Genomic DNA, 14097 nt, shown 5'->3' with positions numbered 1-14097 from the left:
CCCGTCACAGCAGGTCAGCGTCGTGCACAAGGATCGCCAGTTGCACCCGGTTGCCCGCCTGAAGTTTCGCCAGCGCCCGACTGACGTGCGCCTTCACGGTGGCCTCGCTCATCGCGAGCCGCCGGGCGATCTCCGCGTTGCCAAGCCCGCGCGCCACCTCCCGGACGATCTCCAGCTCGCGCGCGGTGAGCGGGGCGAGCCGTCGGCGCGCCGCGTCCCGACGGGCCGGACCACGCTCGGCGAACGAGCTGATCAGGCGCCGGGTCACCGTCGGGGCGAGCATCGCGTTCCCGGCGGCCACCGTGCGGACGGCGGCGGTGAGCTCGCGGGGCGGAGTGTCCTTGAGTAGGAAACCCACCGCCCCGGCCCGCAGCGCCCGGTGCACGTACTCGTCGACGTCGAAGGTGGTCAGCATGATCACCTTCGGGCCGGCGGCGATCACGTCGGGCGCGACGGTCAGCCCGTCGACGCCCGGCATCCGCACGTCGAGCAGCACGACGTCGGGGCGTAACCGGTGGGCCTGCTCCAGCGCGCCGGCGCCGTCCGCGGCCTCGCCCACCACCGTGATGTCCTCGGCCGCCTCCAGGATGAGTCGCAGCCCGGCCCGGACGAGTTGCTCGTCGTCCACCACCACCACCCGGATCACGCCGCACCCTCCACCGGGATCAGGGCCCGGACCAGGAACCCGCCGTCCGCCGGCGCCGCCTCCAGCCGTCCGCCGAGCAGTTCCACCCGCTCGCGCAGCCCGAGCAACCCCTGCCCGGCACCGGGTAGAGATTGCCCGGCTCCGGACGGGCCGTTGCGGACCGCCACCTCCAACCCGTCGGGCAGGTACCGCAGACAGACCGTCGTCTCGGCGTCGGCGGCGTGCTTGCGCACGTTGGTCAGCGCCTCTCGGACCACCCGGTACGCGGTGCGCCCCACCGTTGCGGGCAGCGCCGCGGGAACGCCCTCGTCCCGCCGCCGTACCCGGAGTCCGGCGGAGCGGGACTCCCCGATCAGCTCGTCCAGGGCGTCCAGCCCGCGCTCCGGCACCGTGGTCGGACCGCCCTGCCGCAGCACGCCCAGCACCTCGCGCAGGTCGGTGAGCGCCTGCCGGCCGGTCCTGCGGATCAGCGCGGCGGCCTCGACCGTCGCCGGGTCGGCGGCCGTCACCTCCAACGCGCCGGCGTGCACCACCATCAGCGACACCTGGTGCGCCACCACGTCGTGCATCTCCCGGGCGATCCGGGTCCGTTCCTCGGCGCGGACCCGGTCGGCACGGGCCTCCTGCTCGCGTTCCAGGCGCTCGGCCCGGTCCCGTAGCGCGGCGAGCGTGTCCCGGCGCGCCCGCACCCAGAGACCCAGGACCAGGGGAAACCCGACCAGCCAGAGGACGAGCAGCAGCACGTTGCCGAGGGTGGCGGTGGTGAGCCGACGCACGCCGCCCACCTCCAGCCCGACCAGCACCCCACCGGCCAGCACGAGGGCGGCTCCGAGGAGGAAGTCGGTGAGCCGCCGACCACGCAGCCGCAGGCCCGCCTGGTACGAGGCGACGACCCCGGGCGCCGCGGCGGCGAGCACCAACCAGCCGACCGCAGCGGCCAGGAACAGCGGCCAGCGCCGGGTCCGAACCAGGCTGGCGGCCCAACCGGAGGCCACGGCGACGAGCAGCGCGACGACGGGCGGCAGCGGCGAGCGGACCCCGATCGCGCCGGTCGCACTGGCCCAGACGGCGGCGGCGACCACGACAGCGAGCAGCCACGGGGCGTACCGCTCGACGACCCGCCGAAGCACGACGGCGCTGGAGGCCACGCAGCGAGCGTAGGGCCTCACCGGCGGATCGGGCCGCGGCGACGGACAGACCCGGGTGCGGTGGGGGAAGACCCCTACCCGCCGTCCGGGCCGGACGCTACCTAAGTCATCCCGCGCGGCTGACCACTGGCCGATGGCGGGAGCCGTCGCCGGCACCAGCATCGGGACCATGGATCTGCTCGACCTGCTGCATCAGACGATGTCCTCGCCGTGGGTGTACCTGGCGATCTTCACGATCGCGGTGCTCGACGGTTTCTTCCCGGTGGTGCCGAGCGAGACAGCGGTGATCACCGCCGGGGTGTTCGCGGCCTCCGGCGCGCCGTACCTGCCCGCGGTGATCCTGGTGGCCGCCGCCGGTGCGCTGGTCGGCGACCACATCTCGTACGCCATCGGGCGAGGCGGTGGCACCCGGCTGCTCGACCGGCTCCCGGCCGACGGCCGGCGCCGGGCCGCCGTCGAGCGTGCCCGCCGGGGAATCGCCACCCGGGGCGGTCTGATCCTCACCGTCGCCCGTTACGTGCCGGGTGGCCGGACCGCGGTCACCCTCACCATGGGGGCCGTCCACTATCCGCGTCGACGCTTCCTGGCCTTCGACGCCCTCGCCGCCGGCTCCTGGGGGCTCTACTCGGGGCTGGTCGGCTACCTCGGCGGGATGGCGTTCGAGCAGGATCCGCTGCGCGGCCTGCTGCTCGGCCTGGGTCTCGCGCTGACGATGGCCCTGGTCGTCGAGGTGGTGCGCTGGTTCGGCAGGCGCCGCCGATCGGCGCGGTCGGCACCGATGGCCGAGCCGGTGGGTGGGACCCACGTGCGGTGAAGTCCGGGTCAGCCCGCCGGCGGGCGCCAGGTGACACCGTGCAGGAGCTGGCCGGCGCCGAGCCAGGCCACGTTCATCATCCGGGTGGCGGTCTTCTCCGGGTCGGCCTCCGGGTGATCCGCGAGCCAGTCGGCCAACGACTCGGACGCGCCGACCAGCGCGTACGCGACCACCTCCAGGTCGACGGCCGTGATCTCGCGGCCCTCGGCGCGTAGCGCGTGGTCGAGCATCCCGGCGACCACCTCGACGAGCCGGGCCCGCATCGTGGCCAACTCGCCGGCGAACGGCTGCTCGCCCCGGGCCTGCCGGTAGAGCACCGCCCAGCCGTCGCGGTGTGCGCCGACGAAGCCGAAGAACGCCTTCAGTCCGCGCCAGAGCCGTTCGTCGGCCGGCAGGTCGGGGGCGGCGGCACCGGCGATGGCCTGCATCATCCGGGTGCCCTCCCGGTGCAGGCAGGCGACGAACAGCTCCTCCTTGGTGCCGAGGTACGCGTACACCATGGGCTTGGAGATGCCGGCGTCCTCCGCGATCTCGTCCATGCTGGCGGCGTGGAAGCCGCGCCGGGAGAAGACCTTCACGGCCGCGTCGAGCATCTGCTGCTCGCGGACGGCCCGTGGCAGGCGCTTGAAGGCGGGGGCGGTGGACACCTTGCGAGCATACCTACTCGTGCGTAGGGTTACGCGCGAGTAGCCAAATCTTCCGGAAGGCGCACCTCATGACTGACTTCGACCCGGCCACGTTCGCCAACGTCGGCCCCAAGGAGTTCGCCCAGCTGGTCAAGTCCACCCCGGACGACAAGATCGCCCAGGTGATGTCCGGCGACCTGCGCGGCAAGGTCCTGGGCGAGGTGTTCGGCCGGATGCCGTCGCTGTTCCGGGCGGACCGGGCCGGCTCCACCAACGCGGTCATCCACTGGGTCATCACCGGTCGCCCCGACGGTGGCAGCGACACCTACGAGGTGGTCATCGCCGACGGCAAGTGCGACGTGAACGAGACCCCGCAGCACGACCCGAAGCTGAGCCTGACCATGGGCCCGGTCGAGTTCCTGAAGATCGTCTCCGGTGGCGCCAACCCGGTGATGATGTTCATGACCGGCAAGCTGAAGGCGAAGGGCGACCTCGGGCTCGCCGCCAACATCGCCAACCTGTTCGACATCCCCAAGGCCTGACATGGCCGAGTTCTCGCTCGACCTGAACGAGGAACAGCGGGATCTACGCGACTGGGTGCACGGCTTCGCCGCCGAGGTCGTGCGCCCGGCCGCCGCCGAGTGGGACGAGCGCGAGGACACCCCGTGGCCGGTGATCCAGGAGGCCGCCAAGGTCGGCCTCTACGGCTTCGAGTTCCTCGCCACCTGCTGGGCCGATCCCACCGGGCTCTCCCTGCCCATTGCCAGCGAGGAACTCTTCTGGGGTGACGCCGGCATCGGCCTCTCCATCTTCGGCACCTCGCTCGCCGTCGCCGCCATCTACGGCGCCGGCACCCCCGACCAGATGGTCGAGTGGGTGCCACAGTGCTTCGGCGACGTCGACTCGCCGGCCGTCGCCGCGTTCTGCACCAGCGAACCCGAGGCCGGCTCCGACGTCGGCGCGATGCGCACCCGAGCGGTCTACGACGAGGCCACCGACGAGTGGGTGCTGAACGGCCAGAAGGCGTACGCCACCAACGGCGGCATAGCCGGAGTGCACGTGGTCACCGCGTCGGTCGACCCCACGCTCGGCTCCCGGGGCCAGGCGGCGTTCGTCGTACCGCCGGGCACCCCCGGCCTGGCCGCCACCCGCAAGCTGCGCAAACTCGGCCTGCGCGCGTCGCACACCGCCGACGTGTTCCTCGACTGGGTACGCGTACCCGGCCGTTGCCTGCTCGGCGGACGCGACGCCCTCCTGGAACGCCTGGACCGGGCCCGCTCCGGTCGGCGGGCCACCGGGCAGGCCGCGATGCGCACCTTCGAGCTGTCCCGACCCACCGTGGGCGCGCAGGCGCTCGGCGTGGCCCGGGCCGCCTACGAGTACGCCCTGGACTACGCCAAGGACCGGGTCCAGTTCGGGCGGCCCATCATCGAGAACCAGGCGGTCGCGTTCGCGCTGGCCGACATGCGGATGGAGATCGACGCAGCGCGTCTGCTCGTCTGGCGGGCCTCCTGGATGGGTCGCAACAACCGTCCGTTCACCGCGGGTGAGGGCTCGATGTCCAAGCTCAAGGCCGGTGAGGTGGCGGTGTCGGTCACCGAGAAGGCGGTGCAGTTGCTCGGCGGAGCCGGCTTCCTGCGCGACCACCCGGTCGAGCGCTGGTACCGCGACGCCAAGATCTACACCATCTTCGAGGGCACCTCCGAAATCCAGCGGCTGGTCATCTCAAGGGCGATCTCCGGAATGCAGATTCGCTGACCCTCCGGTTGGCCGTCCCTTGGCCCGGCTGTCGCTCGGGCGCCTCGGCGTTCCGGCTCGGGCCGGGCCAAGGGATCGGCGGCGTACTCCTACCTATCCGTGCCGTCTTCGTCACCCCACGCCGACGCCGGCTGGGTCTCGTGCCACGCCGGGTGCATGATCAAGGACGACGCCCCGACGGACGGGGAGCGCCACCGCCCTGTCCGCGTACCGCCCCCGAAGGAGGTCTGCGGCATGGACCTGCCGTTCATCGTTGCCACGCTGACCCGTCGCGGCCTGCTCACCCCGGGCCGGCCGGTCCGGATCGCCTCGCAGCTCAACGCGTTGCGCACGTGGGGGTGGAGCCTCGCCGGTGAACTCCGCCAGGCAGCCGCGCGGGACCCCGGTCGACCAGCGGTCATCGACGAGGACGGCAACGAGCTGACCTACCAGGACCTCCTCGACCGGGCCGAACGCATGGCCCGATCGATGCGGGCCGGGCTCGGCGTACAGGCCGGCGACCGGATCGGCGTGCTCTGCCGCAACCACCACGGGCTGATCGAGACGATCGTCGCGGCCACCCTGCTGGGTGTCGACGCGGTCCTCGTCAACACCGGCCTCTCCGCGGCCCAACTGGCCACCGTCGCCGAGGAGCAGCGACTCCGCCTGCTGGTGCACGACGACGAGTTCGCCGATCGGGTCCTCGGCCTCCCCGCCGAACTGCCCCGCCTCGACGAGCGCGCCCGCGAGGAACTGGTCGTCGGAGCACTGCCCGGCGAGCTGCACCCGCCGGAGCGGGACGGCCGGATCATCGTGCTCACCTCGGGCACCACCGGGGCACCCAAGGGCGCCCGACGGCCCACGCCCAGCGGCTTCGGCCCGCTGGTATCCATCATCGACCGGATCCCCCTGCACGCCAGGGACCGCGTGATGATCGCCGCACCGATCTTCCACACCTGGGGCTTCGCCGCACTCCAGGTCTGTTTCGCGCTACGAGCCACCATCGTGCTGCAACGCCGCTTCGACCCGGCCGCCACGCTCGCCGCCCTGGTCGAACACCGCTGCGACGCGCTGTTCGCCGTACCGGTGATGGTGCAACGGCTGCTGGAGGTTCCCCCGCCGGACCCGCGCCCCAAACTCAAGGTCGTCGCGGTCAGCGGCTCGGCCCTGCCCGGCGGGTTGGCGCCGAAGTTCATGGACGTCTACGGGGACGTGCTGTACAACCTCTACGGCTCCACCGAGGTCTCCTGGGCGTCCATCGCCGGACCGCCGGACCTGCGTCAGACGCCGACCACCGCCGGCCGGCCACCACACGGCACCCTCCTGGCGATCCTCGACGACGCCGGCCAGCCGGTGCCCGAGGGACGGGTCGGGCGGATCTTCGTCGGCAACGAGATGCTCTTCGAGGGCTACACCTCCGGTGCCAGCCGGGAGACCCGCGACGGGCTGCTCGACACCGGCGACCTCGGTCGACTCAACGCCGACGGGCTGCTCTTCGTCGACGGCCGCGCCGACGACATGATCGTCTCCGGCGGCGAGAACGTCTTCCCGTCCGAGGTGGAGGATCTGCTCGCCCAACTGCCGCAGGTCCGCGAGGCCGCCGTGATCGGCGTACCCGACCCAGAGTACGGCCAGCGACTGGCCGCGTTCCTCGCCCTGCACCCCGGCGAAACCCTCGACCCCGAAGCGGTCCGCGAGTACGTCCGCCACTACCTGGCCCGGTTCTCCGTCCCCCGGGACGTGGTCTTCGTGAAATACCTGCCCCGCAACGCCACCGGCAAGGTGCTCGCCCGGGAACTGCGCCGCTACTACGGCTGAGGCGCCGGCCCGACTCTCAGCCAGGGATCGTGATCCGGCCCTCGACCGCAGCGGCGGCGATATCGGTACGGTGCTGCGAGCCAGCCAGCTCCACCCCGTCCACCAGCGCGTACGCGGCATCCCGCGCCGCGGCCAGGTCGACGCCGGTGGCCGTACCGCAGAGGACCCGGCCGCCGGCGGACACCAACGCGCCGTCGCCGGCCCGCAGGGCGGTGCCGGCGTGGATGATGCCCGGACGGTCCGCGCCGGTGATCACGTCGCCGGTACGCGGCGCGGCCGGGTAGCCCTGCGCCGCGAGCACCACGGTGACCGCGGCGCCGTCCCGCCAGCGCAGCGGCGGATGCTCGGCCAACGTGCCGGTGGCCGCCGCGTGCAACAGCCCACCCAGCGGAGTCTCCAGCAGCGCGAGCACCACCTGGGTCTCCGGGTCACCGAAACGCGCATTGAACTCGATCACCCGAGGACCGGCGGCGGTCATCGCCAGACCGACGTAGAGCAGACCCGCGAACGGGGCGCCACGGCGACGCAACTCGGCCAGGGTCGGGTGGACGACGTCGCGCATCACCTCGTCGACCAGGCCCGGCGGAGCCCACGGCAGCGGCGCGTACGCACCCATGCCGCCGGTGTTCGGGCCGGTGTCCCCATCGCCGACCCGCTTGAAGTCCTGTGCGGGCAGCAGCGGCAGCGCCGCCTCGCCATCGGTGACCACGAAAAGGCTGACCTCCGGGCCGTCGAGGAACTCCTCGACCACGACCCGGCCACACTCCGCGGCGTGCGCCAACGCGGCGGACCGGTCATCGGTCACCACCACGCCCTTGCCGGCCGCGAGCCCGTCGTCCTTCACCACGTACGGCGCGCCGAACTCGTCGAGCGCCCGAGCGGTGCTCTCCTCGTCCGTGCAGACGTACGCCCGCGCCGTCGGCACGTTCGCGGCGGTCATCACGTCCTTGGCGAATGCCTTGGACCCCTCCAGCCGGGCGGCCTCGGCCGACGGGCCGAACACGGCGATGCCCTTGGCGCGTACCGCGTCGGCGACCCCGGCGACCAGGGGCGCCTCCGGTCCGATCACCACCAGGTCAGCTGCGGTCTCCACGGCCAGCGCCGCCACCGCGGCCGGATCGGTCGCGGTCACCGTCCGCAGCTCAGCCACCGAGGCGATCCCCGGGTTACCGGGCGCGGCAACGAGCGCCGAAACAGCCGGATCAGCCACCAACCCGAGCGCGAGAGCATGCTCCCGCCCGCCACCACCCACCAAGAGAACCCGCACGACCCCGCATCCTACTGTCCCGCCTGCCGCCCTAGTTGATCATGAAGTTATTGCCCGCCGTGTCGGCGTGTCGTGACAACAACTTCATGGTCAACGAGGGCGGCAGGGGGTGGCGGGTTAGCGGGGTCGTGCAGCGGCGATTGCCTGACGGACGGTCCACGGGATGTAGTCGGGGCGCAGAGTGTCCGACCAGGTGAAGCGGAGGACGGTCCAGCCGGCATTGACCAGCCGATTCTGCCGGCGTCGGTCGGCGAAGGCGGCTTCGGGAACACCATGCGGGCCCCGACCGTCCGCCTCGGCGATGACCCGGTGAATCCGCCAACCGAGGTCACCGATACCCAGCAGGTAACCGTCGAGATCGCGGACCTCCAGTTGCAGCACATCAGGCGGTACCCCACCGTCGACACAACGGAGCCGGGCACGCGTCTCGAGCGGCGACTGCGCCCGCCCATCCGCCTCAGCAAGATAGCCGCGGGCCGCGACCGCACCGCGACGCCCGCGAATGAGACGTGGGACGAAGAGCAGGTCATCAGCGGTCACCAGCCGGCGGTTCAACGCGGAGTCCAGCACGCTCACCGCCGAATAGCGGTCAACGCGCAGGCTGAGGTCAGCAAGGGTTCGTAGCGGCCCGGTGGCGCTGATTCCACCAACCCGAACGAGGTGCTCGGGCGGAACGACCAACTGATGGACCACCACCTCCGGATGGGCGAGCCGGGCCGGCCTGGCGACTTGGCCCGGCACCGACAGATGGATCAGCTCGGTCGCTCGCACACCGGCTATGCCGTGCAGCTCCGCCGCCGTCGCGAGGACGGCCGCAGCCGCGGGGCCGAACGAGGCGACCGCTGCCCTGATCTGCGCCCGTCGAGGTAAACCGTCGTAAAGGTCGGCGTCCACCAGATAGCTGCCCCGCGCCACCGCACGCCAGCGGCCGGCCCGACAGAACCGCTGCACCTCATGCGTGGTCAGGCCGCAGCTCGCGCCTGCCCAAGTGTGACAATTCCGTCCCGCGCGGCCGCGATCCGCCGTACTACGTCCAAGGGAGCCATCCAGCCACCCTGGCTCACTCAAAAGCCCGAAACACACCCCTGTGGACAACCGTGGGAACCCTGTGGATAACGCGCCGGCCAAACAGCGTTGATCATGAAGTTATTGCCAAGACACGCCGCAGCAATTGGCAATAACTTCATGATCAACAGGACTCGGATGGGGTGGGGGTTAGGGGAGGAGGGGGTGTCGGAGGACGTTTTCGTCTCGGCCGGGGCCTACGCCTACGACGCTCACCTTGGTCTTGCAGAGTTCCTCGATGCGGGCGATGTAGCGGCGGGCGTTCTCCGGCAGCTCATCGGCGGTGCGGGCCTTGGTGATGTCCTCCCACCACCCGTCGAGCTCCTCGTAGATGGGCGTGGCGTGGTGGAAGTCCGTCTGGCTCATCGGCATGTCGTCGAACCGCTCACCGTTGATTTCGTAGCCGACGCAGATCGGCACCTTGGCCAGCCCGGTGAGCACGTCCAGCTTGGTGATGACCAGGTCGGTGACGCCGTTGAGGCGGCAGGCGTACCGGGCGACGACCGCGTCGAACCACCCGCAGCGGCGCTCCCGGCCGGTGGTGGTGCCGTACTCCGCGCCGATCTTGCGCAGGTGCGCGCCGTTCTCGTCGAACAACTCGGTCGGGAACGGCCCGGAGCCGACCCGGGTGGTGTACGCCTTGCTGACCGCGATGACCTTGCTGATCGCGGTGGGCGGGATGCCGGCGCCCACGCAGGCGCCACCTGCGGTCGGGTTGGACGAGGTCACGAAGGGGTACGTGCCGTGGTCCATGTCCAGCATGGTGGCCTGGGCGCCCTCCAGGAGCACCGTCTCGCCGCGGTCCAGGGCGTCCCAGAGCATGACCCGGGTCTCCGCGATGTACGGCTTGAGCCGCTCCGCGTACGCCAGGTACTCCTCGACGGTGGCCTCAAGGTCGATCGCCTTGCGGTTGTAGACCTTGAACAGCATCTGGTTCTTCTCGCGCAGCGCGAGTTCCAGCTTCTTACGCAGGATGCCCGGGTCGAGCAGGTCCTGAAGCCGGATGCCCATCCGGGCGACCTTGTCGCCGTACGCCGGGCCGATGCCGCGGCCGGTGGTGCCGATCCGGGACGAGCCGAGGTACCGCTCGACCACCCGGTCCAGTGCACGGTGGTGCGGCATGATGAGGTGTGCGTCACCGGAGATCCGCAGCCGGGACACGTCGACGCCCCGCTCGGCGAGACCGTCGATCTCGGCGAGCAGCACCTTCGGGTCGACCACCACGCCGTTGCCGATGACGATCATCGCGCTCGGTGACAGCGCGCCGGAGGGCATGAGGTGCAGCGCGTACTTCTGGCCGTCCGGGGTGATCACCGTGTGCCCGGCGTTGTTGCCGCCGGAGTAGCGCACGACGTAGTCGACCCGCTCACCCAGCAGGTCGGTAACCTTGCCCTTGCCCTCGTCGCCCCACTGAGCGCCGATGAGCACGATCGCTGGCATCTTTTCCGCCTCCAGAAGGCTCGGGTGCCAGGTGGCGACCGGTTGGCGAGCCCGGGGTGTCAGGTTAACAAGTAGTGACGGCGCGGCCGGCAGGGGTCGCGGCGATAGGCAGGAGGCTCCTTCCGTGTACGACGTGGTGCTGCTCACCCTCGGTTCGGAGCGGGACGCTCCCGGGGGCTGCGGGAGCGGCGGAGCCTGCTGCGGCGGCGCGACCGGGAACGAGACCGGCCCGGCGACCGACGCCGCAACCGACCCGACGGCCACCGACGGTGAGCATTGCGTCACCGATCGGCCCCGGGTTCCCGTGCTGGCCTGCGCCGACGCGCTGAACGCCCGGGGCGCCCGGGTGCAGACGGTCACCGCCCGGTCGGACGCGGAGATCGACGAGGTGTTGGCGCTGTTCGACGGTCCGGCCCGCCCGGACGGCCTGACCTGGCCCGACCCGGACAGCAAGACCCGGCTGGTCGTCGCCACGGCCAGCGACGGGCAGTTGCGCGCCGTGCTGCGCCGGCTGGTCCGGCGGTACGCGCCAGCGCCGAGTCGCCGCCCGGCTGACCTGCCCGGTGACCGGACCCTGCCCGACCTGCCGCCGGTGGCCGTACTTCCGCTCGACGCGGCGCGCGGTGGCACCCACCGGGACCTGGCGGCGCAGCTCGGGTTGCCGCGCGACCCGGCTGCGGTGGCCACCGCGGTGCTGGACGGCACGCCGCGCCGGCTGGATCTGCTGCGCAACGATGGTGGCTCGGTGACCCTGGACGGCGCCCTGCTCGGCGCCGCCGACGACGCCGGCCGGCCGCTGCACTGGCGAGCCCGGGTGGAGGTGGACGACGCCATCCTCACCAACGGTGACGAACCACTGCTGGCCTGCGCGATCGGCAACGCCGGCGGGTACGCGACGCTCGACGACGTGACGCTGCTGGCCGCGCCGGACCCGGCCGACGGCCAGGTCGAGGTCGCGGTGGCCGTGCCGGTGGTCGTCCGCTCGGCGTTGGGTCGCAGGCGGGTACGCCTGGAGGTGCGCCGGGCTCGCGGGCGGGCCGTGTCGGTGCTGCCCAGGGAGGGGAAGGTGCCCTACCTCGACGATGGTGTGGAGGGGGAGCTGACCCGGAAGCGGTCCTGGTGGATCGAACCGGGCGCCTGGGCGGTCTGGTCGATCTGACCCGGCTGCGTCATCGGCCCCGGTCGGCCGGTGCGCCTATCCTCGCAGGAGGACTGGGGAGGGCCGTAATGGACGAGAACGCCGACCGGGCGCGGAAGCCCGGCCAGCAGCCGGTGCCGGAGCGGGACATCGAACCACTCTGGCCACCGGATCCAGCCGATCCGGGCGCGGGTGGCGTGGTGCCGCCGTGGGCGTCGGTCGTCGAGCAGCGGGGTACGCCGCCGTCGGCCGCGCAGTCGCCGGTGACGCCACCGGTGGCCGCGCCACCGATCGGCCGCCCGCCGGTTCCCGGGCAGCCCGGGGCCCCGGCGCTGCCTCCACCGTCGCCGTCGGACTACCCGTCGCTCACCGGTGCGGTACCGACGCCCGGCGGGTGGGGGGTCAACGGTCCGTCCGGCACGGCGTCGGGCTGGGCCCCGGCGCAGCCGAGCTGGCCTCCGCCGGCCGAACCGGCCGCGCCAACCGTTCCGCCGAACGGCGCGGCGGCCGGCACGGCCAGCACAGCCGGGGCAGCGGGCACCGTCCCCGGCTCGGCGACGGCGGACGGGAACTCGGGCTCGGCCGCTCCCGTCCCTCCGATCGGGTCGGGCGGCGTCGACCTGGACCTGCCGTTCTCGCTGGACCGCCCGGCGGCGTCCGCCGCGCACGCGGACAGCCCCGGCACAGGCGGCAGCCCACGCACGGACAGCCCGAACGTCGACAACCCGGACGCCGCAGCTGCCCCCGCTTCGGCGGGCCCGTCGGGCCCGACGGCAGGTGGCACGACAGCGGCCGGACCAACGACGACCACCGGGCCAACGACAGCGACCGGGCCAACGACGACCACCGGGCCAACGACGACGGCGGGGCCAACGTCAGCGACCGGGCCGGCGACGGCCGCCGCAGCCGCAGCGACCGCACCGGTGCCACCGCAGGGTGGCGCCGGGGAGGACGGGCCCGCCGTCGGAGCGGCGCGGCCGACCACCGAGTCACCCTGGGCGTATCCGCCGCAGCGGCCGGCCAGCACGCCCGAGGCGGCTTCCGACGAGGCGGCCACCCCGACGCCCTCGGTCCCCGCCCCTCCCAGCGTGCCGCCGCCACTGTCCGGCGGATCGGCCGTCCCGCAGGCCGGCGGGGGGCAGACGTACGCCGGCCAGACGTATTCCCCGGCGATCCCCGGCCAGGTTCCGCTGCCGCCGCCACCGGACCCGTCGCAGTTCGGTGACCCGCCGCAGGGTGAGGCCGTGCCGCAGCAGGGTGGTGGCCCGGCGACCCCTCCGCCGGGGCCGTTCCCGCCGTCGCCGGGCTGGTATCCGCCGCCGTGGCAGCAGGGAACACCAGGAGCTCCACCACCGCCGCCGCAGCAGTACCAGGAAGCTGACGGGGTGACCCGGGGGCCGGCGGCCGGCTATCCGGACGCCGCCTGGGCACCGGAGAGCGCCGCCGCGCCGACCGCCGAGGACTTCGCCCGGCGCCGGCAGGTCCGGCCGCCCGAACCGGTGGCGACCATGGGCGTACGCGCCGTGGTCAACAAGATGGGTCTGCTCCGGCTCGCTCCGGGACGGCACGAGCAGGAGCTCAAGCGGGACATCGAGATGGTGCGCCGCAACTTCGGTGGGCTGCGGCAGGTGACCGTGGTCAACCCGAAGGGCGGTGCCGGTAAGACGGTGGCCATCCTGCTGCTCGCGATGACGTTCGGTCAGAAGCGCGGCGGTTACGTGCTGGCCTGGGACAACAACGAGACCCAGGGCACCCTGGGGATGCGGGCCCAGCAGGACTTTCACTCCCGCACCGTGCGGGACATGCTGCGCGACCTCGGGCAGTTCCAGGGTGCGCACGGGCGGGTCGGTGACCTGTCGCAGTACGTCCGCTCGCAGGGCGAGGGGATGTTCGACGTGCTCGCCTCGGACGAGTCGGCCACCGGGGGCGAGATGCTCACGGCGGCCGCGTTCGCCGAGATCCGTGAGGTGGTCAGCCGGTTCTACAAGTTGATCTTCGTGGACACCGGCAACAACGTCCGGGCGCAGAACTGGCAGGCCTCGATGGACGCCACCGACCAACTGGTGGTCACCATGTCCGCCCGTAACGACTCGGCGGAGACCGCCGCCCGGATGCTCGACCACCTGGAGCAGAGCGGCCGGCAGCGGCTGGTCCGGCAGGCGGTGACCGTGGTGTCGATGCCGCCGTCCCGCAAGGAGATCGACCTGCCGGCGATCCAGGAGCACTTCGCGGCCCGTACGCGGGCGGTGCTGCTTGCCCCGTACGAGCGGCTCATCGACAGCGGCGAGCCGATCCGGTACGGGGGTCTTTCCTCGGCCACCCGGGACGCCTGGTTGAAGATCGCCGCCGCGGTCGCCGAAGGGTTGTGACCCGCCGACGGCCGGCCCGCGGTGGATGC

12 protein-coding genes are annotated in these 14097 nt (G+C 72.5%); 6 read left to right on the top strand and 6 right to left on the bottom strand.

From position 1 onward, the window contains the following. Nucleotides 1-4 precede the first annotated feature (4 nt). Together JNW91_RS06305 and JNW91_RS33105 are read right to left on the bottom strand one after the other, a co-directional pair. A complete protein-coding gene (locus JNW91_RS06305; RefSeq protein ID WP_203173976.1) occupies nt 5-646 on the bottom strand; it encodes a response regulator in 642 nt (213 codons plus the stop codon). After that, complete coding sequence (locus tag JNW91_RS33105) at nt 643-1794, bottom strand: sensor histidine kinase (protein WP_203173975.1); 1152 nt, start codon at nt 1792-1794, stop codon at nt 643-645. The genes JNW91_RS06305 and JNW91_RS33105 overlap by 4 nt, the downstream gene beginning before the upstream one ends. 169 nt (nt 1795-1963) lie before the next feature. On the opposite strand from JNW91_RS33105, the gene JNW91_RS06295 reads away from it, so the two are divergent. Continuing rightward, nucleotides 1964-2608 carry a DedA family protein gene (locus tag JNW91_RS06295; RefSeq protein WP_203173974.1) on the top strand — a complete coding sequence of 215 codons (645 nt, stop codon included), beginning with the start codon at nt 1964-1966 and terminating at the stop codon, nt 2606-2608. Between the two features lie 8 nt (nt 2609-2616). Here JNW91_RS06295 and JNW91_RS06290 read toward each other — a convergent pair whose 3' ends face one another. Then, nucleotides 2617-3255, bottom strand: a complete 639-nt coding sequence (locus JNW91_RS06290) for a TetR/AcrR family transcriptional regulator (RefSeq protein WP_203173973.1) — start codon at nt 3253-3255, stop codon at nt 2617-2619. Between the two features lie 68 nt (nt 3256-3323). On the opposite strand from JNW91_RS06290, the gene JNW91_RS06285 reads away from it, so the two are divergent. The 3 genes from JNW91_RS06285 to JNW91_RS06275 all read left to right on the top strand — a co-directional run bounded on the left by JNW91_RS06285 (nt 3324) and on the right by JNW91_RS06275 (nt 6789). Then, complete coding sequence (locus JNW91_RS06285; RefSeq protein ID WP_203173972.1) at nt 3324-3776, top strand: SCP2 sterol-binding domain-containing protein; 453 nt, start codon at nt 3324-3326, stop codon at nt 3774-3776. 1 nt (nt 3777) lies between these two features. Beyond that, nucleotides 3778-4992, top strand: a complete 1215-nt coding sequence (locus JNW91_RS06280) for an acyl-CoA dehydrogenase family protein (RefSeq protein ID WP_203173971.1) — start codon at nt 3778-3780, stop codon at nt 4990-4992. A 234-nt stretch (nt 4993-5226) separates the two neighbouring features. Then, nucleotides 5227-6789 (top strand): AMP-binding protein, encoded by a 1563-nt coding sequence (locus JNW91_RS06275; RefSeq protein WP_203173991.1) that lies wholly within the window; start codon nt 5227-5229, stop codon nt 6787-6789. Nucleotides 6790-6805: 16 nt separating this feature from the next. On the opposite strand, the gene purD is transcribed toward JNW91_RS06275, so the two are convergent. The 3 genes from purD to JNW91_RS06260 form a co-directional block, all read right to left on the bottom strand. Further along, nucleotides 6806-8056: a phosphoribosylamine--glycine ligase gene (gene purD / locus JNW91_RS06270; RefSeq protein WP_203173970.1), complete on the bottom strand. Its 1251-nt coding sequence runs from the start codon at nt 8054-8056 to the stop codon at nt 6806-6808. Between the two features lie 117 nt (nt 8057-8173). After that, nucleotides 8174-9007, bottom strand: a complete 834-nt coding sequence (locus JNW91_RS06265) for a hypothetical protein (RefSeq protein ID WP_309244257.1) — start codon at nt 9005-9007, stop codon at nt 8174-8176. A 264-nt stretch (nt 9008-9271) separates the two neighbouring features. Continuing rightward, the gene (locus JNW91_RS06260; protein WP_203173969.1) at nt 9272-10561 is read right to left on the bottom strand and encodes an adenylosuccinate synthase; all 1290 of its coding nucleotides are present in this window, start codon (nt 10559-10561) and stop codon (nt 9272-9274) included. Nucleotides 10562-10685: 124 nt separating this feature from the next. Between JNW91_RS06260 and JNW91_RS06255 the strand changes: the two genes are divergently transcribed. Continuing rightward, nucleotides 10686-11720, top strand: coding sequence for a diacylglycerol kinase family protein (locus JNW91_RS06255; RefSeq protein WP_203173968.1), 1035 nt, complete (start codon nt 10686-10688; stop codon nt 11718-11720). 68 nt (nt 11721-11788) lie between these two features. After that, complete coding sequence (locus tag JNW91_RS06250) at nt 11789-14068, top strand: MinD/ParA family ATP-binding protein (protein ID WP_203173967.1); 2280 nt, start codon at nt 11789-11791, stop codon at nt 14066-14068. Nucleotides 14069-14097: the final 29 nt, after the last annotated feature.

The organism is Micromonospora parastrephiae (assembly GCF_016802865.1).
Taxonomy (GTDB): Bacteria; Actinomycetota; Actinomycetes; order Mycobacteriales; family Micromonosporaceae; genus Micromonospora; species Micromonospora parastrephiae.
Note: the sequence above shows the minus strand (reverse complement) of the source record. Positions and strands in the feature narration are given on the sequence as shown.